Source organism: Micromonospora sp. NPDC048830 (genome assembly GCF_043198215.1).
In the GTDB taxonomy this organism is placed as follows: Bacteria; Actinomycetota; Actinomycetes; order Mycobacteriales; family Micromonosporaceae; genus Micromonospora.
On sequence record NZ_JBICUP010000012.1, the window covers coordinates 41,812 to 62,849 of the forward strand.

15 protein-coding genes are annotated in these 21,038 nt (G+C 73.8%); 10 read left to right on the forward strand and 5 right to left on the reverse strand.

Annotation, left to right across the window (positions count from 1 at the left end; all coding sequences use genetic code 11):
* Positions 1-16: 16 nt before the first annotated feature.
* The 9 genes from ACGFIZ_RS13145 to ACGFIZ_RS13185 all read left to right on the forward strand — a co-directional run bounded on the left by ACGFIZ_RS13145 (position 17) and on the right by ACGFIZ_RS13185 (position 10,517).
* Complete coding sequence (locus tag ACGFIZ_RS13145; RefSeq protein WP_393418856.1) at positions 17-1,012, forward strand: RimK family alpha-L-glutamate ligase; 996 nt, start codon at positions 17-19, stop codon at positions 1,010-1,012.
* Positions 1,005-2,228, forward strand: a complete 1,224-nt coding sequence (locus ACGFIZ_RS13150) for an AMP-binding protein (protein ID WP_393418857.1) — start codon at positions 1,005-1,007, stop codon at positions 2,226-2,228. The genes ACGFIZ_RS13145 and ACGFIZ_RS13150 overlap by 8 nt, the downstream gene beginning before the upstream one ends.
* Positions 2,225-3,538 (forward strand): MFS transporter, encoded by a 1,314-nt coding sequence (locus tag ACGFIZ_RS13155; RefSeq protein ID WP_393418859.1) that lies wholly within the window; start codon positions 2,225-2,227, stop codon positions 3,536-3,538. Before ACGFIZ_RS13150 ends, ACGFIZ_RS13155 begins: the two co-directional genes overlap by 4 nt.
* Positions 3,535-4,380 (forward strand): SDR family oxidoreductase, encoded by an 846-nt coding sequence (locus tag ACGFIZ_RS13160; RefSeq protein WP_393418861.1) that lies wholly within the window; start codon positions 3,535-3,537, stop codon positions 4,378-4,380. Before ACGFIZ_RS13155 ends, ACGFIZ_RS13160 begins: the two co-directional genes overlap by 4 nt.
* A gap of 2 nt (positions 4,381-4,382) precedes the next feature.
* Positions 4,383-6,359: a TIGR03086 family metal-binding protein gene (locus ACGFIZ_RS13165; protein ID WP_393418863.1), complete on the forward strand. Its 1,977-nt coding sequence runs from the start codon at positions 4,383-4,385 to the stop codon at positions 6,357-6,359.
* Positions 6,356-6,577, forward strand: a complete 222-nt coding sequence (locus ACGFIZ_RS13170; protein ID WP_347668552.1) for an acyl carrier protein — start codon at positions 6,356-6,358, stop codon at positions 6,575-6,577. Before ACGFIZ_RS13165 ends, ACGFIZ_RS13170 begins: the two co-directional genes overlap by 4 nt.
* Positions 6,574-7,911, forward strand: coding sequence for a flavin monoamine oxidase family protein (locus ACGFIZ_RS13175; protein ID WP_393418865.1), 1,338 nt, complete (start codon positions 6,574-6,576; stop codon positions 7,909-7,911). Before ACGFIZ_RS13170 ends, ACGFIZ_RS13175 begins: the two co-directional genes overlap by 4 nt.
* Positions 7,908-9,623 carry a class I adenylate-forming enzyme family protein gene (locus ACGFIZ_RS13180; protein WP_393418867.1) on the forward strand — a complete coding sequence of 572 codons (1,716 nt, stop codon included), beginning with the start codon at positions 7,908-7,910 and terminating at the stop codon, positions 9,621-9,623. Before ACGFIZ_RS13175 ends, ACGFIZ_RS13180 begins: the two co-directional genes overlap by 4 nt.
* Before the next feature lie 108 nt (positions 9,624-9,731).
* Positions 9,732-10,517 (forward strand): DUF3050 domain-containing protein, encoded by a 786-nt coding sequence (locus ACGFIZ_RS13185; RefSeq protein WP_393418869.1) that lies wholly within the window; start codon positions 9,732-9,734, stop codon positions 10,515-10,517.
* Positions 10,518-10,607: 90 nt separating this feature from the next.
* On the opposite strand, the gene ACGFIZ_RS13190 is transcribed toward ACGFIZ_RS13185, so the two are convergent.
* Positions 10,608-13,541: a S8 family serine peptidase gene (locus ACGFIZ_RS13190; RefSeq protein WP_393418870.1), complete on the reverse strand. Its 2,934-nt coding sequence runs from the start codon at positions 13,539-13,541 to the stop codon at positions 10,608-10,610.
* A gap of 311 nt (positions 13,542-13,852) precedes the next feature.
* The gene (locus ACGFIZ_RS13195; RefSeq protein ID WP_393418872.1) at positions 13,853-14,035 is read right to left on the reverse strand and encodes a hypothetical protein; all 183 of its coding nucleotides are present in this window, start codon (positions 14,033-14,035) and stop codon (positions 13,853-13,855) included.
* Positions 14,036-14,298: 263 nt separating this feature from the next.
* On the opposite strand from ACGFIZ_RS13195, the gene ACGFIZ_RS13200 reads away from it, so the two are divergent.
* Positions 14,299-15,249, forward strand: coding sequence for an alpha/beta fold hydrolase (locus tag ACGFIZ_RS13200; RefSeq protein WP_393418874.1), 951 nt, complete (start codon positions 14,299-14,301; stop codon positions 15,247-15,249).
* Here ACGFIZ_RS13200 and fxsT read toward each other — a convergent pair.
* The 3 genes from fxsT to ACGFIZ_RS13215 are packed head-to-tail and all read right to left on the reverse strand — an operon-like array spanning position 15,243 to position 20,972.
* Entirely contained in the window at positions 15,243-19,142 is a 3,900-nt protein-coding gene (gene fxsT / locus ACGFIZ_RS13205; protein ID WP_393418875.1) for an FxSxx-COOH system tetratricopeptide repeat protein, read from the reverse strand. The two genes, ACGFIZ_RS13200 and fxsT, sit on opposite strands and share 7 nt — an antisense overlap.
* Complete coding sequence (locus ACGFIZ_RS13210) at positions 19,139-20,305, reverse strand: TIR-like protein FxsC (RefSeq protein ID WP_393418876.1); 1,167 nt, start codon at positions 20,303-20,305, stop codon at positions 19,139-19,141. Before ACGFIZ_RS13210 ends, fxsT begins: the two co-directional genes overlap by 4 nt.
* On the reverse strand, positions 20,292-20,972 hold the full coding sequence (locus tag ACGFIZ_RS13215) for a TIR-like protein FxsC (protein WP_393418878.1): 681 nt from the start codon (positions 20,970-20,972) through the stop codon (positions 20,292-20,294). The genes ACGFIZ_RS13210 and ACGFIZ_RS13215 overlap by 14 nt, the downstream gene beginning before the upstream one ends.
* Positions 20,973-21,038 lie beyond the last annotated feature (66 nt).

Consider the following 21,038-nt stretch of genomic DNA (forward strand, 5'->3'; position numbering starts at 1 on the left):
CGGCACGCTCGGCGCCATGTTGCAGCGAATGTGCTGGATCTTTCCCGACCGGGAGTCCACCCGAACCTCCGCCAAGTGGAACGCGGCCTTCTGGCACACCTACCAGGAGGTCGCCAAGGAGCTCGACCTCACCTGGGAGCGCACCGCCCCCGAGGCGGTCACCGTGGACGCGCTCGACCCGCGCCACCCCAGGGTGTTCGTCAACGGCGAGTGGGTCACCCCCGACGAGACCCTCTTCGTCACCTCGCCGTACACCCTGCCGTACCAGTCCGTCGACGTGTTCAACCAGTTCACCCTCTACGCGGTGCTGGAGCACGCCGGCTTCTACCTGCCGGCCCCGCCCAGCATGGCCGTGATCGGCAGCGACAAGCTGGCGACCCTGCTGTTCCTCAGGGACTGCCCGGTGCCGCCCATCCCCACCGCGCGCATCTCGGCGGGCCGGGACCTGCTGTTCGACGAGTTCCTGAGCACCCTCGACGACCTGACCTACCCGGCGATCGTCAAGCCCGCCGGTTGGTGCGCCTCCCGCGGCATCAACCAGGCCCGCGACACCCACGAGGTGCGGGGCCTGCTCAGCCTGGCGCAGGGCGGCGACACCACGCTGGTCTTCCAGCCGGACCTGGGTCGACGCACGATCGACTACCGGGTGCACCTGATCGACGGCGAGCCGCACACCACGCTCGTCCGCGCCCCGGGCGACGGCGCCCTCTACCCGCAGTACTCCACCGGCGCCCGCCTGTACTACACGCCCATGCCGCCGGAGCTGGCGCCGGCCGTCGCGTACCTCGCCCGGAAGGTGCCGGCCCCGTACGTCTGCGCGGACTTCCTGCACGACGGGGAACGCTTCTGGCTGTCCGAGATCGAGCTGGACGGCGGCATCATCTGCCCGGACCCGACCTCGCCGGAGGTCGTCCGGGCGCAGCGAGACCTGATCAGGGCGCGCTTCCTGGCCTACCGGGAGGCGCACGCCCGACACGGAGCCCGAGCACAGGGAGCGCCCAGCGATGTCTGACTTCTTCTCCGCCATGCCCCTCGCCCAGGACACGGCCCGGCGCATGCTGGCCCAGCTGCGGTCGGTGCCCGCGCTGGCCGAGCGGTACGCCGACGTGCTGGCCCTGGACAGCCTCGGGGACCTGGTGCACGTGCCGGTCATGCGCAAGGACGACATGAACGTGGCGCTGGAGCACCTGCGGCCGCGGGCGCTGCAGGGCGCCACCTGGACGTTCCAGAGCGGCGGCAGCACCGGCATGCCGAAGCTCGGCTACGCGCCGACCGGCCTGTACATGGACGAGGTGTTCGAGCAGTGGAAGGCGCTCGGCCCGGACGACGTGTTCGTCAACGGGTGGGGCGCGGGCAAGCTGTGGGGCGCCCACTACCTGATGGCCGCGTACGCCGACCTGGCCGGCTGCACCGGGCTCGGGCTGGGCTCGATCACCAAGGGCGAGTACGACTTCTGGCTGGAACTGTTCGCCGACCGCCGGGTCACCGCGATCGGCGGCACGCCCAGCGTGCTGCGGCCGATCTTCGCCCACGCCCGGGCCGTCGGCCTGAAGCTGCCCGACCTGCGCGCCGTGCTCTGGCTCGGCGAGGGCTGGAACCCGGGCCTGGACGACGACCTGCCGGCGGTCGCGCCGAACGCGCGCCGCTGGGGCCTGTACGGCAGCACGGAGACGTGGGTCGTGGGCACCAACACGCCGCAGTGCGCCGTCGACGTCTGGCACCCACTGCCGTCCCAGTTGGTGCACGTCGGCCCGGACCAGCTCATCGACGTCACCTCGCTCAAGCCGCACGGCCTGAACCCGGCGCTGCGCTACCAGACCGGCGACGCCGGCGAGTGGGTGCGCTGCACCTGCGGGGTGCCCAGCCGGGCGCTGCGCGTCCTCGGCCGCCGCAACGGCGAGGTGAAGTTCCGCGGCGTCCACTTCGTCAACGTCGACGCCCTGATCGGCACGATCACCGGCCAGCCCGGCGTGGCACAGGTCCAGCTCGTGATCACCGAGTACGCGGACCGGCCGAGCCTGATGGAGGTCCTCATCGTGCCGCGCCGGGACGCGGCGCCGGACCTGGCGGGGCGGGTCCGCGAGCACATCCTCGGCACCGAGATCGGCGGCCCCAACACGATGTTCCACCGCGACCCCGACGCGCTGGTGGTGCGGCTGGTGGACGCGCTGGTGCACAACGAGCGCACCGGCAAGGTGCCCGACCTCGTCGAGCGGTACGAGCCGTGAGCGCCGGCCTGACCGCCCCGGCGGCCGCCCCGGCCGCGGAGGGCCGCGGACTCGGCCGGGACTTCAACCGGCTGTGGCTCGGGCAGAGCGTCAGCAACATCGGCGACAAGATCAACGTCTTCGTCGTGCCGACGGTCATGATCCTCCTGCTGCACGCCTCCCCGTTCCAGGTCGGCCTGGTGGGCATGGCCCAGTACCTGGCGATCCCGCTGCTCAGCCTGGTCGCCGGCGTGCTCGTGGACCGGTGGACGCTGCGGCGGACGCTGATCTGGTGCGACCTGATCCGGTGCGCGGTGATCGCGGTGCTGCCGATCGCCTACTGGCTGGACGCGCTGTCGATCCCGCTGGTGTTCGTCTGCGTGGCGGTCGCGAACGCGACGTCGGTGTTCTTCAACATCGGCTACACCGCCACCATCGCGGCGATCGTGCCCGGCGAGGGCCGGGTCAAGGCGTACGCGAACATGGAGGGCAGCCGCACGGCCTCCGAGGTCGTCGGGCCGGCCCTGGCCGGCGGCCTGTACCAGCTCATGGGCGTGGCATCGCTGCTGGTGGACGCCGCCACCTACCTGTTCTCCGCGGGCAGCATCCGCGCGATGCGCCCGTACGGCGGCGCGCCGGCCCGCAGGGACCCGATGTGGACCCGGCTCAAGGCGGGCGCGCGGTTGAACTGGAACGATCCGGTCCTGCGCGGCACCGTGCTCGGCACCACCCTGCTGAACGTGGGCGGCCCGGTGTTCGTCACGGTGATGCCGATCCTCGCGTACCGGGGGCTGGGCATGTCCGTGGGCGCGCTCGGCACGGTGATGTCGGTGGCCGCGGTGGCCGCCGTGATCGGCGCGGTCGTCGCGCCGCGGGTGAGCCGGCTCGTCGGGGCGGCCCGGCTGATGCCCTGGTCCGCCTTCCTGCACAGCCTGGTCGGCCTGGGCGTCCTGGCCGCGCCGGCGCTGCCCGCGCCGGTCGTGCTGGGCGCGACGTTGTCCCTCTACGGCCTGTTCATGGTCTGGTACAACGTCAGCACGGCGGCGATCCGCCAGGCCCGGGTCGACCCGGCCGACCAGGCCGTCTCGCACGCCTACTTCCGCACCGTGACGTGGGGCATCATCCCGGTCTCGGCGCTGCTGGGCGGGGTGATCGTCGAGCTGTTCGTGCCGCGCCTCGGCATCCTGGACGCCGCCCGGACCACCATGGTCGGCGCGACGCTCATCGGGGCCCTGGTCGCCTGGATCCCGCTGGCGCCGACGCAGGCCCGGCTGGACCGGGAGCGGGCCGCCGCCGAGGCCGCCGGCGCGCCGGTGGGGAGCCCGTCATGAGCCGGGTGCTGCTGGTCACCGGAGCGTCCTCGGGGCTGGGTCAGGAGACCGCGGTCGCCGCCGCGCGGGCCGGATACACCGTCGTGGCGACCGTCCGCGACCCCCGACGGGCCGACGGGCTGCGGGCCGCCGCCGACGAGGCGGGCGTCGCGCTGGACGTCCGGCGCCTGGACGTCACCGACGAGGCGTCCATCGCGGACTGCGTGACCGGGGTGGTCGCCGACCACGGGCGGCTCGACGTGCTGGTCAACAACGCGGGCATCGCCAACACGTTCGCCACGATCGAGACCTGCCCGATGGCGACGTACCGGGCGAACATCGAGGTCAACTTCCTCGGCGTGGTCGCCACCACCCGGGCGGCGCTGCCGCACCTGCGGGCCAGCCGGGGCCGGGTCGTGACGATCGGCAGTACCCGGGGCATCGTCGGCCAGCCGTTCAACGAGGCGTACTCGGCGGCCAAGTTCGCGGTCGAGGGGTTCCTGGAGAGCCTGGCGCCCACCGCGGCCGCCATGGGGGTCACCGTCGTCCTCGTCGCGCCCGGCCCGGTGCTGAACACCTCGTTCGGCGCGAACTCCGGGGTGACCCGGGAGTCGCTGCTCGCCGAGGCCGGCCCGTACGCCGAGGTGCTGGAGCGGTACCTGGACTGGGTGGCGCGCGGCCGGTGGCCCGGCGCGCAGACCGCCGGTGAGGTCGCCGAGGTGGTCGTGCAGACGCTCGACGACCCGGACCCGCCGTTCCGGGTGATGACGAGCCAGTGGGGCGAGCAGTACGCGCGGCACAAGCTCGTCGCGCCCGACGGCCGGGCGGTCGCGGCGATGACCCGCTCGTGGGTGGAGGGCTGACCATGTTGGAGCTGCACCGGCGGACGATGCGCCGCAGCGTGGAGATCGTCGCCGCGATCCGCGACGACCAGTGGGACGCCCCGACGCCCTGCGCCGGCTGGACCGTCCGGGACCTGCTCGCCCACATGATCCGGGAGAACCGGGGCTTCGCGGCGGCGGCCGGCGGCGAGACCGCCGACCGGTCGCCGTGGACGTCGCCCATCGGGCCCGACCCGCGCGCCGACTACGCCGCCTCCGCGCACCTCGCGGTCGCCGCGTTCAACGCCGGCGGCGTGCCCGACCGGGAGTTCTGGCTGCCGCAGCTCAACGACGCCGTGACGTACCCGGGCGGGCAGGCGGTGGGCTTCCACCTGCTCGACTACCTGGTGCACGGCTGGGACCTGGCGGTCGCCACCGGCCAGCCGTTCTCCTTCGACGAGGACGTGCTGGCCGCCGTCCGGGACATCGCGGCGCGGGACGTGCCCCACGGGCCACGCCGGCACCGCCCCGGCGCCACGTTCGCGCCGCCGCTGCCGGCCGGCGCCGAGGCATCCCAGGCCCAGCGGCTCCTGGCCTTCCTCGGCCGCGACCCGCACTGGAGCGCCGGAGTCCTCGACCGGTTCCGGGTCGCCGCCGGCCGGTACGCCGACCGTCCCGCTCTCGTCCACAACGGACACCACGTGACGTACGCGGAGCTGGAGGCAGCGGCCCTGGCGACGGCCCGGCGGCTCGGCCCGCGCCCCGGCGTCGTGGCCGTCGAGGCGACCCACACGCCCACGACGGTCGTCGGCCTGCTGGGCGCCTGGGCGGCCGGCGGGGCGTACTGCCCGGTCGACCCGAGGTTCCCCGCCGAGCGCCGGGACGCGATGCTGACCGCCGCCGGCTGCGGCGTCCTCCTCGACCTGCCGCCGCAGCCGGCGGACCCGGTGCCCCGGCGCCTGTACGGGAACCAGCCGGCGGACGACCTCGCGTACGTGCTGTTCACCTCGGGCTCCACGGGCGAGCCCAAGCCCGTGCTGACGCCCAGGAACGCCATCGCGGCGACCGTCGACGCCCTGCGGGCGCTGTTCGGCATCACCCCCACCGACCGCGTCCTCCAGTTCGCCTCGCTCAACTGGGACACCTGCTTCGAGGAGATCCTGCCGGCCCTCACCGGCGGCGCCCGGCTGGTCTTCGACGACGAGGCGTACACCGGCTCGTTCCCGCGCTTCCTGCGCGCCGTCGAGCGGCAGGGGATCACCGTGCTGGACCTGCCGACCGCGTTCTGGCACGAGCTGGTCACCTACCTGGCCGAGGAGGACGCGGCGCTGCCGGCGAGCGTCCGCCTGGTGGTGATCGGCGGGGAGGCGGCCAACCCCGCCCGCCTGGCCGACTGGTTCGCGCTGCGCACCGGTCACGCCCGGCTGCTCAACACGTACGGCTGCACCGAGACGACGCTGATCACGCACGCGGTCGAACTGCGGGAACCGGCGTCGCCGGTGCCGATCGGGCGGCCGCTGCCGCACGTGGTCGAGCACGTCACCGCCGACGGCGAGCTGCTCGTCGGCGGGCCGTCGCTCGCCGCCGGGTACCGGGGCCTTCCCGAGGCCACCGCGGAACGCTTCACCACGGTGGACGGCCGGCGGTTCTTCCGCAGCGGCGACCGGGTCAGCCGCGACGCGGCCGGCGTCCTGCGGCACGAGGGCCGGACCGACGACGAGATCAAGATCCGGGGGATCCGGGTGCACCCGGCCGAGGTGGAGGCGCACATCGCCGGCCATCCCGGCGTCGCCGCGGTGATGGTGACCGGGCTCGCGGTCGCCGACCACACCGTGCTGGCCGCCTGGGTGGTGCCCCGCTCCCCGACCGACACCGCCGGGCTGGCCGCCGGCATCGCCGAGCACCTGCGCGGCCGGGTTCCCGCGCACCTGGTGCCGAGCCGGATCCGCGTCGTCCCGGGCCTCGTACACACGCCCAGCGGCAAGATCGACCGCCGCCGAACCAGGGAGAGCATGACATGACCGTCGACACCGTCGAGCGCATCTTCAGCCGGGTCCTGGACGCACCGCAGGTGGGTCCGGAGACCGACTTCTTCGACCAGGGCGGGGACTCACTGCTGGCCACCCGGGTGCTCAGCGCCATCGCCCGGGAGACCGGGGTGGAGCTGACCATCGACGACTTCCTGCTCGCGCCCACCCCGGCCGGGCTCGCGCGGACGATCGCGGGTGCGGGCCGATGAGGGTCATCGTCGTCGGGGCCGGCCTGTCCGGGCTGACCGCCGCGGCCGACCTGGCCGCCGCGGGCGCCGACGTGACCGTGCTGGAGGCCCGGGACCGGGTCGGCGGCCGGACCCGCGGCATCGAGGTGGCGCCGGGCAGCTGGGTGGACGCCGGGGCCGCCTACCTCGGCGACCGGCACACCGCGCTGCACGCCATGCTGGACCGGCTCGGCCTGAAGACCACGTCGACCACCATGCTCGGCGCCAGCCGCTTCTCGCTGGGCGGCGGGACGCGGACCCGCGACGGGCGTTTCCCGCCGCTGAACGCGGTCGCGCTCGGTGAGCTGTTCGACGAGCTGGACGCGGTGACCGCCCGGGTCCGGCCGGACGCGCCGTGGCTGACGCCGGGCGCGGCGGACCTGGACGCGCTCACCGCGGCCGAGTGGGCGGAGCGGACGCTGCGGCACCCGGACGCCCGGCTGTTCTTCCCGCTGTTCCTCGGCGAGATGATGGCCGCCGACCCGGCCGCCGTCTCCGTCCTGCACATGGCGTTCTACCTGCGCTCCGGCGGCGGGCTGAACTACCTCAACGCGTTCGAGGGCGGCGCGCAGCAGGACCGGGTGGACTGCGGCGCGCACCAGCTCTGCGAGGCGCTCGCCGCGGGCCTCGGCGACCGGCTGCGGCCGCGCAGCCCGGTCCAGGCCATCCACCAGGACTCCGACGCCGCGGTGGTCCACACCGACGACGCCGCGTACCGGGGCGACGCGGTCGTGGTGGCGGTGCCGCCGCTGCTCGCCGACGCCATCGAGTACCGGCCCGGCCTGCCGGCGCCCCGGGCCGGGCGGCGGACCCGGCCCGGCTGCGCGGTCAAGGTCCACCTGGTCTACGCCGCGCCGCTGTGGCGGGACGCCGGCCTGTCCGGCTGGTCCGTCAGCGCCCGCGGCCCGCTGCTGTCCACGGTCGACGACTCCCCCGCCGACGGCGCGGTGGGCGTGCTAACCGGATTCGTCACCGGCGCCGAGGCGCTCCGCTTCGCCGCGCTCGACCCCGCCGCCCAGCGGGCCGAGGCGGTGGACCAGGTGGCGGCGCTCTTCCCCGACCTGCCGGCGCCCATCGGCGTGCACGTGACCGACTGGGTGTCCGCGCCGTACAGCCGCGGCTGCTACGCGGCGCTGGCCGGGCCCGGCGACTGGGTCCGCAACGGCCCGCACCTGATCGCCGCGCACCACCGGGTGCACTGGGCCGGCACCGAGACGAGCACGGAGTTCTTCGGGCTCATGGAGGGCGCCATCCGCGCCGGCCACCGGGTGGCCAACCAGATCCTGTCCGTTCCAGCCGTTGGGAGAACACGATGACCGTCACGTCCCTCGCGCCGTTGCCCGTGCGGCAGCGGTTCATGACCGAGCCGGGCCTCGGCGCCGGCAACTTCCTCGACTACGCGGTACGGATGAACCCCAACCGGAGCGTGCCGTTCGTCCACACCCACGGCACCGACCACCGGGGCGAGGTGGTGCTGCGCGGATACAGCCTGCAGGACCTGGCCGACCTGCGGGACCGGTACGCCAAGTGGTACTGGGCCAACGGGGTGCGCCCCGGCGAGCCGGTCGGCATCGTGGTGGCCGAGGGCCTGGAGCCGCTGCTGCACTACCTGGCGCTGACCGCGCTCGGCGCGATCCCCGCGATGGTCAACGACGCGATGCGCCCGGACGTGCTGAAGCGTTACCTGGACCACGTGGGCGTGGTCGGCATCGTCGCCGACGACACCACCCGGCTGGCCTCCGCGTACCGGGCGGACCCGGCCCGGCGGCCCCGGTTCCTCGCGCTGACCGCCGAGGTGCAGGCGTTCGACGCGGCCGGCGCGCCCCTGCCACCGCAGAAGTACCCGTACCAGCACGCGCCCGACGACGTGTGCGCGCTGATCCATTCCAGCGGCACCACCGGCACCCCGAAGTCGACGATCCTCGGCCACCGCAGCTTCTGGGACGGCAAGCAGCCCCGCATGGTGCGCTTCCCGGCCGAGCCGTACGACCGGCTGATGTCGCTGATGCCGCACACCCACGCCGGTGGGCTCAGCTACTTCCTCACCGCGGTCCTGCTCGGCCTGCCGACCGTGGTGATGTCGGACTGGCGCCGGGTGGTGGTCGAGCCGGTCATGGAGGCGTTCCAGCCGACCATGCTGGCCTCGTTCCCGCGCACGTTCGTGGAGCTGGCCACCGGCGAGCTGCCGGTCAGGGGCGCGGCGAAGGTGCACTCCTGGTTCAACACCGGCGACTCGGCGCACTACGGCCACATCCGCCGGCTGGTCCGGCTGGGCGAGCGCCCGGCCGGGCTGGTCGCCGCGTGGCTGCTCCCGCCGGACCAGTCGGCCGGCGAGTCGCTGCCCGGCTCCCAGTTCGTCGACGGGCTCGGCTCGTCCGAGATGGGCATGGCCCTGTTCGGCGGGCTGACCACCCCGGAGACGCCGCGCAACGACCGCTGCGTGGGCAGGCCGCAGGAGGCGGTCATCAGGGCGGCCGTACTCGACGAGAGCGGCGAGGAGGTGCCGGACGGGACCGTCGGCCTGCTCGGCGTGATCACCCCGTCGCGGACCCCGGGGTACTGGAAGAACTCGCGGCTGACCAGCAGCTTCGAGCTGAACGGCTACTGGCTGACCGGCGACGTGGCCCGCCGCGACGCGGACGGCAACTTCTACCACCTGGACCGCACGGTGGACGTCATCGACACCAGCGCCGGGCCGGTCTACAGCCTGCCCCTGGAGGAGGTGCTGATCGCCGACTGCGCGGACGTCGTCCGCGACTGCTCGGTGGTGGGCGTGCCGGCGCCCGACGGCGGCCAGGCGCCGATCGCGGTGGTCCAGCTCCAGGCCGACGCCGAGGACTGGAGCGAGGCGGCGATCCTCGAGAAGGCCAACAAGGAGCTGGCCACGGCCGGGCTGGCCCGGCTGGCGGCGGTGGTCATCGCCCGGGAGCCGGCGGACCTCCCGCTCGGCCCCACCGGCAAGGTGCTCAAGCGCGAGCTGCGGACCCGCCACGCGGGGCTGCTCGCCGACGCGCCCGCGGCGGCCTGAGCCCGCCTACCGGCGGGCCCGCCACACCCATCACGACCTGGCCACCGGGCCCGCCCGACGGCGGGTGGGGCCCGGTGGCAGGAGCGACGACGAACCGAGGGAGAGCACATGTCACGGTACGACTGGGGCGACACGCACCCCGGCATCGAGCGGCTCAAGAGGCGCATCACCCCGGCCCGCGACCGGGTGGTCACCCACCCGCTGTACGCGGCGCTGGACTCGCACGAGGCGATCACCACGTTCATGACCCACCACGTCTACGCGGTCTGGGACTTCATGTCGCTGCTGAAGTCCCTCCAGCGCCAGCTCACCTGCGTCGAGCTGCCGTGGGTGCCGACCGGGCCGACCGGCAGCCGCCGGCTGATCAACGACATCACGCTGGTCGAGGAGAGCGACGAGCTGCGCGGCGGCTTCATCAGCCACTTCGAGCTGTACCTGGAGGGCATGACCGAGGCGGGCGCCGATCGGACCGCCGTCGACGCCTTCATCGGCCTGCTGCGCGGTGGCACGGGGGTGTCGGAGGCGCTGGTCGCCGCGGGCGTCCCGGCGCCGTCCGTGGAGTTCGTCGACACCACCTGGCGGTTCATCACCTCCGCACCCGTGCACTGCCAGGCGGCCGCGTTCGCGTTCGGCCGCGAGGACCTCATCCCGGACATGTTCGAGCAGGTCGTGAAGGTCAACGCCAACGCCGGCGGCAAGCTGGACACCTTCGTGGACTACCTGGCCCGGCACATCGAGGTGGACGGCGAGGAGCACACCCCGATGGCCATGCAGATGCTCGCCGACCTGTGCCAGGACGACGAGGCCAAGTGGGAGCAGTGCGGCGCGACCATCATCGACGCGCTGGACGTGCGGGTCCGCCTCTGGGACGGCATCCTGGCCGCGATCCGCTGACCGGACCGGCGGCCGATCGGGTAGCCCCGTGAAAGGGCCTGGCCGGCAGTCTCCGCGATGCGGGGGCTGCCGGCCAGGTTCCGGGGACGGTCAGGGCCGCAGCGAGACGACCGTCCGGGCGATCTCAGCGGTGCCGTCGCCAAGCGCGACCAGCCCGAGGTAGCGGGTGCCGGCGGTGAGGCCGGTCCAGTCGAGCGTCACCGTCGCGTCGACGCCGGTCGTCACCGACTGACTCGCCGGCGTCGCGGTCAGGTTGCCGGCGGCCGGGCCGAGCACCCAGTCGTAGTGCCTGACGGTCGCCTGGGTCTGGCCCGCCGGGAGCGCGAACTGCACCACGTACACGGCGTACGTGCCGGCCGCGGTGAGGGTGATCGTCTCCTCGGCGGTGCCGCCGGCGCTGGTGCCGACCAGCCGGCCCGCCGCGTCGTAGGCGAACAGGTCGATGTCCGTCCCGGCCGCGTAGTCCGCGTCGGAGGTGGCGAACCGGACCAGCTTGCTGCCGGCCGGCACGGCCACGTCGATCCTGCCGGCCGCCGGGCCGGTGGCCGGCGCGGCCGTGTTGAACGAGGTGTTGGTGCCGACCAGGTCGAGCGCGGTGACGTGCGCCGGGACGGCGCCGCTGACGTTCGCGGTCAGCGTGCCGGTGAAGCCGGGGCGCACCTTCAGCGCCGCCGTGCCGGTGCCGCCGGTGCCGTTGATCGAGGCCGGCGCGGAGACGGCCGTGGCACGCACCGCGATCGGGCTGCGGACGTCGGTGAACTCGTCGCGGTCCTCCGGCACCCAGGTCAGCGAGCCGAACGACCACTGGCCCAGCGCCGCGGTGGTGCGGGTGAGGGTCACCGTGAAGGTCGCCGATTGCCCCTTCTTGACCTTGATCCGGGACGGGGAGACGGTCGCGGTGTAGCCGGCGGGCGCCTCCACCTTCGCGGTGTACTCGCCGTCCTCCTTGCCGATGTTGGTCACGGTACGGGTCACCGTCTGCCGGCCCGGCAGGGCGCCGACGCTGATCGACGGGTAGTTCAGGTCGCTCGGGTCGAGAGTGCCGTACGTGGCGCAGGCCTGCCCGGACACCTGGCCGGTGCCGCAGAGGAACCGGACCCAGTCGGCGTACCCGCTGTCGTACACCAGGCCCGGCTTGAACGAGGCGGCCGGCCGCACGTGCCCGGCGCCGAAGTCCAGCGGGTTCGCGGCGCGGCCGGCGCGCTGGATCGGCGCGCCGCTGTTGTCCGTCTGCCCGGCGGTGGTCATCAGGGCCGACTTGACCCAGATCGGCGACCATGTGGGGTTCTTGCCGATCAGCAGCGCGGCCAGGCCGGCGATGTGCGGGCTGGACATCGACGTGCCGGAGAGCGCGTCCCACCGGTTGTTGTTGTTGCCCGGCGGCGCGACCGCCGCGATGACGTCGACGCCCGGGGCGGTGATGTCCGGCTTGAGCAGGTTGCCGTTGCCCGCCCGGGCGGGGCCGGCCGACGAGAACGCCGCCATCTCCGGCGCGCGGGCGGTCACCGCGACGCCGGCGGACAGGGACGCGGTGGCGCCGGCCGTCGCCGCGTACGCCTTGATGGCCAGGCCGGCGGCCCGGTCCACGTGCACCGACGGTACGAAGTGGAAGTCGGCGTTGAGCGAGTTGTCCGGGTCGTTGTACTGGATCATGCCGACGCCGCCGGCGTCGCGGACGGTCAGGCTCTTCTCCGTGCGGGCGTTGACGCCGCGCTTGCACAGCACGATCTTGCCGGTCACCTTGGCCGGGTCGAGCGAGTTCAGCAGGCACAGCTCCGCGTCGCCGGCCGGAACGCCCGACCTGCCGGCGGTGGCCGCGTCGACCAGGCCGGTGGCGGGGACCGCCGCGCCGACGCCGACGCCGGTGTAGCTCGCGCCGTTGCCCAGGGTCGCGGTCTTGGTGGAGGCGCGGTCGTGGGTGCTCGCGGCGACCGTGGTGATCCAGGGCGAGTTGTGGGCGACGGTGCTCGCCCCCGGGCCGCTGTTGCCGGCGGACGCGGCGACGAAGACGCCGGCGTCGGCGGCGCTCAGGAACGCCAGCTCCACCGGGTCCACGAAGGAGGTCTGCGAGCCGGAGATGGAGTAGTTGATGACGTCGACGCCGTCGGCGACCGCGTCGTCGACCGCGGCGACCAGGTCGACGGTGCCGCCGCTCGCGCCGCCGCCCGGCTGGTGCCACAGCGCCTTGTAGGCGGCGATCCGGGCGGCCGGCGCCATGCCGGACAGCTCGCCGACCGACAGGCCGTTGATGGTGGCGGCCACGCCGTGGTTGCCGGCCGAGGTGGACGCGGTGTGCGAGCCGTGGCCGTTGTAGTCGCGCGGCGACTTGAACTCGCCGGGCCACCGGTCGCCGAGCCCGCTCGCGTTGTAGTAACGGGCGCCGATCAGCTTGTTGTTGCAGCTGACGGTGCCGGTGACGCCCTGGTCGCAGACGCCCCGCCACTTGCCGGCGACGGTCGCGGCGTCCGGCCGCGGCTCGGGCAGCGCGGCGAAGCTCGGGTTGTCCGGCCAGATGCCGCTGTCGATGATGCCGACGATGACGCCCTCACCGGCGTGCTCGTCGCCCTTGAACTGCTTCTCCCAGACGCCCTTGCGGCCCTCGAGGCCGAGCATCTGCGGCGTGCCGACGGTGTCCGCCTGGCGGATCTCGTTCTTCCACACGTTGAGCACGCCGGCGGTGTGCCGCAGCTTGCCGGCCTGCGCCTCGGTGAGGTTGGCCGCGAAGCCGTTGAAGGTCACGTCGAAGTCGCGGACGGTCTGGGTGGCGCTCACGCCGCCCTTGCGCCGGACGTCGCCCTTCCTGGCGGCGAGGTGGCCGCGGTAGGCGCGCGTCGACGAGGAGTCGAGATCCACCTTGCCGCCGCGGGCCGGCTTCGTGGCCGCCAGCCCGGCGACGCCGCCGGCGTACGAGGCGACCGGCGCGTCGGCGAGCTGGACGAGGTACAGATTGGTGTGGGCCGGCTCGGTGGCGGCCTGCGCGGCGCCCGAACCGGGGACGGTGGCCACCGCCAGTGCTGTCAGCACCGTCGCGGTGAACAGTTTCCTCGCCGGGCGCCGACGCCCGGCTGGTTGTGGTAACGACACGAGCGGTTGCCTCCTGTGCCCGATGACGTGGCCGAGGCAGCCGGTGCGCCGCCGAGGGGGGTGCAGTTCGGCGGCGGCGGGTGGAGCCGCTCGGCCGCCGCGGGTCCATCCGACCCACGGTCGCCGAGAGCCTATGCGCGAAGATCTTGCTACGGAAGGGGGAAACCCGCCAGTCGTACGACGCGAAGTGCCTCCCGACCCTGGCCGCTCGGTCCATTGCGGACGAAACGCCGGGGCGGCGAGCCGCTGGTTCAGCCGCCCGCGTGAAGAGCCAGCGCCTGTTCCTCGCCGCCGGCCGGCTCCGGTCGGCCTCGGCGGGGCTCGGTCTCGACCAGTTCCACGGTCTCGTCGGGCCTCACCCGTGCCGGCAGCTCACCGAAACGAACATGGCGCAGGAAGGCGAACCCGGCATCGGTGAACGGCTGGTCGGCCATAGGCGGATTGTCCCACGGCCGACCGCACCGCCGCCGGCCGGAAATTATCACTATCGTGAACCCGGACCGGTGGAAGTTGCACCCTCACCACCACCGCGGGTGTCTTTTCCGACAGGAATCGGCCGCTTGTCCCGACGCCGCATAGCGGCGCCCCGGTCCGGACCGTTAGGCTCGAATCATTGGGCGGAGCCACCGAACCATCGCCTTCGCTCTATGCCGAGTTACGCGTATCGGCTGGTTACGGCACCGGAAGGCAGGCTGGAGTGACCCGAGACGGCAGGCCAGGGCCGCGATTCGCCCACCGCGCGGACAGCAAGCGGGTGGCGTACGAGGTGACCGGTGCTCCCGACGGGTTCCCCGTCTTCCTGATGCACGGCACGCCCGGCAGCCGGCGGGGGCCGAAGCCCCGCGGCATCGTGCTGTACCGGATGGGTGTCCGGCTCGTCACCTACGACCGTCCCGGATACGGCGACTCCGAGCGCTTCGAGGGCCGGGACGTGGCGGACGCCGCCCGGGACGTCGAGACGATCGCCGACGATCTGGGGCTGACCCGGTTCGCCGTGGCCGGCCGCTCCGGCGGCGGCCCGCACGCGCTCGCCTGCGCCGCCGACGAGCGGCTGCGGGGTCGGATCAGCCGGGTGGCGGTGCTGGTCAGCCTCGCCCCGTCGGACGCCATGGAACTGGACTGGTTCGACGGCATGAACAACGACAACGTGCGCGGGTTCGGTGCCGGCAGCCCCGACACCGACGCCGTGATCGAGGAGATCCGCCAGCGGGCCGCCCGGGCCGCGGAGGATCCCCGGTTCCTGCTGCGCGACCTGATGACGCAGATGGGCCTGCCGGATCGCCGGGCCATCAACGACGCCGCGCTGCGGGGGATCATCTTCGACACCTACCAGGAGGCGCTGCGGGCCGGGCCGTACGGGTGGATCGACGACGTGCTGGCGCTGCGGCGGAGCTGGAAGTTCGACCTCGGCGCGATCGACACCCGGGTGACGCCGGTGCGGCTGTGGCACGGTGCGGAGGACACCTTCGCCCCGGCCAGCCACGGCCAGTGGCTGGCCGCCCGCATCCCCGGCGCCGAGATCGAGGTGCAGCCCGGCGCGGCCCACTTCGACGCCATGCAGCAACTGCCGCGCATCCTGCGCTGGCTCACCGGAGCGGAGGCGCCGGTGAGCGGGAACCTGCTCATCGGCGCCCGTCCCGGTCAGTAGGGGTGCGGATCGAGGACGCGACGCACGTACCGGCCGGCGCGCAGCAGGACGACGCTCGGGTGTTCCTGGCCGACCCGGTCGGCGAGCCGGTCGGCGACGCGCGTCCAGCCGATGCTGACCAACCCCCCGGACGCCGCCTGGTCGGCGATCTCCAGGTTGCCCCGGCTGCGCAGCGTGTCCGGGTGGTCCGGGCCGAACACGTCGATCAGCCCGTCGACGACGGCCCGTAACTGGTCCCGGCCGGCGGCCGGGTCGCCGCCGAGCGCGGTGAAGACCGCCTCGTTGTTGGCCGCGGCCAGGGTGAACGGGTGCCGGTCACCCAGGGCCGCCCGCAGCGCCCCGGCCGCGGCCGCGGTGAGCTCGTACGCCGGGCCCGTGTTCCCGGCGTCCCACCAGGCCACGCCCATGTTGACCCGGCAGACCAGCGTGTACGGGTGCTCGCGGCCGAACACCTGGGCGAGCGCCTGCTCGACCTCGGCCAGCTCCGCCCGGGCCAGCTCCGCCCGCCCCTGGAGCATCAGGTTGGCGCTGCGGCTCAGCCGGCTGAACATGGTCTCCGGGTTCGCCGGCCCCATGCTCGACCGCAGCCGCTCGTACGCGTCGTCGAGCAGGCGGGCCGCCTCGGCGACCCGCCCGAGGCTGCGCAGCGACGCCGCGAGGTTCGCCTGCACGGGCAGGACGGCCGGCGACTGCTCGCCGAGCAGCCGCCGGTACCCCTCGACGGTGTCCTCCAGCATCGTCACCGAGGCCTGGTAGTCGCCGGTCTCGCGCAGGTCGCGGGCGAGGTTGTTGGCCGAGTTGAGGGTGCGCGGGTGGTGGGGGCCGAGGACGAGGCGAAGCCGCCGGTAGGTCGCCTCGTCACCGTCGAGGGCCTTGTCGAACTGGCCCATCAGGCGGTACGAGGCGGCCAGGTTGTTGGCCGCGTTCAGCGTGCGCCGGTGGTCCTCGCCGAACACCTCCACCGAGGCCGCGTACGTCCGCAGATCCCGCTCCAGCGCCTCCTGGTACCGGCCGAGGGCGCGCAGGTCGGCGGCGTACCCGCCGGCGGTCATCAGGGTGTACGAGATGTTCTCGGGGCGCAGCTCCTCCTGCTGGCGCAGCGTGTCGGCGTCCATCTGCCGGGCCGCCTCGAAGCGGCCGAGGCTGCGCAGCAGGTTCGCCCGGTTGAAGCGCAGGTGCAGCAGCTGCACGAGCAGCGCCCGGTGCGCGTCCTTGTTGCCCGAGAGCCCCTTGAGCGCCTCGGACCAGGTCTCGTCCGCCTGCCGGGCGTACCGCTCGCCCTGCTCGTAGCCGCCGCTGAGGAAGAGGTACCGGACCCGGTCGATCACCAGTTGCCGGACGCCGGGGTCGGAGCAGAAGATGGCGTCCGAGCCGTCCAGGTGCGGCCAGAGGATGCGGAACTGGTCGTTGAGCGCCGGGTCGTCCACCTCGCCGGAGGGGCGGGAGCCGGCGAGGATGCGGTGCACGTCGTGCTTGGCCTCGTCGAGCTCGTCCGGGGACATCCGGGCCCGCAGAGCCGCCTGCAGGAGGCGGTGGACCTGCACCCGCTGGGCGTGCAGGTCCACCTTGATCAACGCCAGCCGGTTGATCCGCTGCACGAGCGCCGCGGCGATGTCGCGCTCCGCGACCCGGTCCGCGACCTGTGCCGCGACCCTCGGGTCGTGGGCGGCGACGACCTTCGCCACCTGGTCGCCGTAGAGCAGGTCGAGCGCGATGTCCGGGGCGAGCACGGAGGCCAGCTGGAGCAGCCGGTACGCCCCCGGCGACTGCTCCCGCAGCCGCTCCAGGGACCGCTTCCACACGTCGCGCTCAGGGCCGGTGCGCTGCAGCCCCGCCAGGTAGTCGGCGACGGACTCGACGCTGTCGGCCAGCCAGGCGCCCGCCAGGGCGACCAGGATCGGCACGTCCTCCACCGCCTCGGCCACCTGCTCGGCCTCGGCCATCGACATGCCCCGCTGCCGGGTGCGGCCCAGCAGGTGGGCGACGCTCTCGTCGCGCTGGAACGCGCTGACGTCGACGGCCCGGGCCAGGTCGCCCCAGTCCGGGTTGCGGGTGGTGACCAGCACGTGCCCGTCCCCCTGCGGCAGGTACTCCTTGACGTGCTCGTACTGGTCGACGTTGTCGAAGACGACCAGCCAGCGCAGCGGCGGCTCGTCCTCGCCGCGCCCGCCGCCGCGGCCGAGCCACTGCCGCACGGCGCGGGTGTTCTCCGGCACGGTCGGCTGCTCCGGCAGGCCGAGGCGCCGGCCCAGGTCGGCGAAGCGCACGTCGACGAACTGCGGCGGGTCGGCGTCGACCCACCAGACGACGTCGTACGCGCCGCGGAAGCGGTAGGCGTACTCGGCGGCCAGCTGCGTCTTGCCGATGCCGGCGCCGCCGCGCAGGGCCACCGGCACCCGCTCGCGCGCCGCCGTCTTCAGTTGCTCGCGCAGGGCCAGCAGCAGCCGCTCGCGGCCGGTGAAGCGGACGTTGCGCGCCGGCGCGTAGAAGACCATCGGCTCGGCCGCCGGGTACCGGGTGGCCGGCAGCCCGCGGGTACGCCCGTCCGCCGCCCGCCCGACCAGCTCCCACACCTGCTCCGCGGCGGCGGCCGCGCCGCGCTCGTACACGGTCGCCCAGTTGCCCGGCGGCGTGTCGACCGACGGCGTGGTGTCGTCCAGGTGCAGGACGAGCGGGGGCGAGCCCACCTGCCGGCCGCCGCGCTCGCGCCGGGCCGCCAGGTACGCCCGGGAGACCAGGTGCAGCTCGCGTGAGGCGGTGCCGGCCGGCACCGCGACCGGGGTGTCCAGCGGGGCGGCCAGCACCCGCAGGTCGACGGCGTTGAGCACAATCTGGGCCCACTCCGCCCAGGCCTGGTCCTCGGGCACGTACCGCAGCACGATCAGCTCCTCGACGACCACCGGCTTGCGCTCGAAACGCTGGACCGTCTGTCGCCGCAGCCCCTCGTCCATCCGGGGCAGCGCGGTGACCCGCCCGCCGGTGATGTGCCGGGTCAGCGACTCGTACGCCGACAGCAGGCCGCGGCTGCCCGGCACGTCGCCGAAGGTCGCCAGGGTCTCCTCGTAGGCGTAGTACGCCCGGTACGGCACCTCGACGGTCAGCCAGTACTCCTGCCGCTCGGCCTCCGTCATGCCGGCGGGCAGCCCGGCGAAGCGCTGCATGGCCAGCGACCGGCCCGCGTCGGTCTTGCTCTTCTCCCCCTCGTCCACGCGCATCGGCACGGGCAGCACCCGGCGCGCCCGCCGGCCCTCGTAGCCGCGGACCCGGGCCGCCACGCTGGCGGCGCCGTCGATGCCCTGGTCGCTGAGGGTGAAACAGTCGACGAGGACGTCCGGCAGGTGGATGGTGCAGATCTCGGCGACGTCGCTGATCCCGGTGCGGCTGTCGATCAGCGTGTAGTCGTAGTTGCGCTTCATGTCCGCGCGCAGCGCGTCGAAGAACTGGGCGCCGCCCAGGCGGTTGTAGAAGTTGTCCCAGTTCAGGCCGGTGACGCTGGTGGCGTAGTCGGGGTTGTGCCGGCCGGCCAGCAGCAGGTCCAGGCTGCCGCCGCCGGGGAAGTCCCAGCCCACGGAGAAGGCGTACGTGTGCACCCGGGCGTACTCGCGGTGCCAGTCGCCGGGCCGGGCGTCGCCGGTCTCCTCGCGCCGGGCGTTCTCCCACTCGTACTCGAGGATCAGGTCCATCACGCCGCCGGTGGTGGCGACCTGCTCCGGGTCGAGGAAGGGGGCGAAGAACCGGTGCAGGCCCGGGGATTCCAGGTCCCAGTCGGCGACGAGCACCCGCTGGCCGTTCGCCGCGAGGATCCACGCGGTGTTGGCCAGCGCCATGGTGCGGCCGGTGCCGCCCTTGTAGGAGTAGAAGGTGACGACCTGACCGTCACGGGGTGGCGTCATCGATCTTCCTTCCCTCGCCGTACGTCGGGCGCCCGCACCGGCCCCAGGCTCGGCCTCGGGGCGTGCGGGCCGTCCGGCGGATCGACCGGACCGTGCCTGAGGAACTGCTTGCGCGCCTCGGTCACCAGCAGCGGCGCGCAGCGCTCGAACTCCTCGATGGTGCGCACCGGCAGCACCCGGGGGAGCCGGGCGTCCTGCAACGTACCGGCGATCGCCTCCGGGGTGGGCTCGACGCGCCCGTGGTCGACGGCGATGACGAGCGGGACCACCCACTGCGGCAGGCCGGCCAGGGCCGCGCGGGCGGCCTCGGCGCCGACGGCGGCGTCCACCAGCACGACCACGGGGCTGCGCGGCGCCCGGATCCGGGCCTCGGGCAGGTCGACGACCCGGGTCGGCAGGCCCAGCCGCTCGGCGGTGGCGGCGACGTAGTCGGCCACGGCAAGTTCGTGCTGGTTCCCGTACGGCCGCCAGGGCGGGCCGGCCACGGTGAGGGCGGTGACCACGAGCGCCTGCCCCCCGGTGTCGGTGACCGGGTTGGTGGTCAGGGTCGCGGCCCGGGACGGGGCGAGCGGCTCGGCCTCGGTGACCGTGACGATCCGGTCCGCGAGCGCCGCGAGGAGGCTCTCGTACTGCCGGTGGTACGCGCTGAGCTTGCACAGCGCCCGCAGCCCGTTCTCGGCGTAGTCGGCGCGCTCGTCCGGGTCGCGCACCAGCTCGAGCGCCCGGGTCGTCTCCGGGCGGTCCCCCCAGGAGGGCAGGGGCATCCAGAGCACCGGCAGCATGTGCCGCTCGGCCCGGCCGGGCGCCAGCCGGGCGAGCCTGCTGCGGAAGGACTCGCGTTCGCCGAGGGCCCACGCGTTGCGGAAGTAGTTCGGCGAGTACAGCGGCACGAAGACGTGGGCGAGGCTCAGCGCGTCGGTGAGCGCCTGCTTGAGGTCGGCGCCGGGGTTGACCTGCCCGTCGAAGAACCCGGCCTCCAGCTCCCTGGCTCGGCTGGCGCGGGCGCGGACGGCGGCGGCCAGGTCCTGGTAGAACCGGCTGACCCAGTAGTCGGTGTCGGGGCGGGCGGCGGCCGACAGCGGCACGGAGTGGGCGTAGCTGAGGAAGAAGTACGTCTCGCGTCCGGCCGGGCGGCGTGCCAGGGAGGTGTCAGACCAGGTCATGCCGGCCCTCCTCGAAGCTGTCGCGCAGCTGGCGCATGTCGGTCGGTACCCCGGCCTCGACCCAGTGCGTCCGGTACGCCCGGGCGACGCGCTGCGCCAGTCGCCAGACCACCGCGTCGTAGGCGTCCTTGCCGTTGCGGCCGAGACTCAGCAGGCCGTATATGCCCTCGTCGTGATATTGGGGGGCGATGTCCGAGGGTAGCCGGGTGGGGGTGAACATCTGCCGTCGCGACACGACCTCGGGCACGTCGCGCCGGTCCACCACCGACCAGTTGACCGGGATGACCGGGGTCTCCCCCGCCGACGGTTCCGCGCCCAGTCGGGGCAGGGTGCGGCGGCGGGTGAACGCGTCCCACTCCCGGGCGCACCACTGGCTGCGCAGGTACTGCGGGGAGATCAACGGGATGAACACCTGGCAGTGGCCGGCGGCGAACGCGAGGTCCTCGGTCCACAGCTGCCCCCCGTCGAGCATCCGGTCCATGAAGCCCGCCGTCCGTCCGGCACCGAGGCCGAGCAGCTCGACGACGTGGTCGGAGAGGTCGACGAAGAGCTGGAAGACCTTCTGGTTCGTGTCCCGCGGCGGCGCCGACACCCGATTGCGGGTGCGGGCATAGCTGAGGAAGAACACGGGGGCGCCCTCGTCCTCCCGGAACTGTTCCTCCGCCACCTGCCGCTCCCGCCCGGCGCCGTCCCCTGAGGACGACCACAGTAACCACCGCCGCCAAACCCGTGC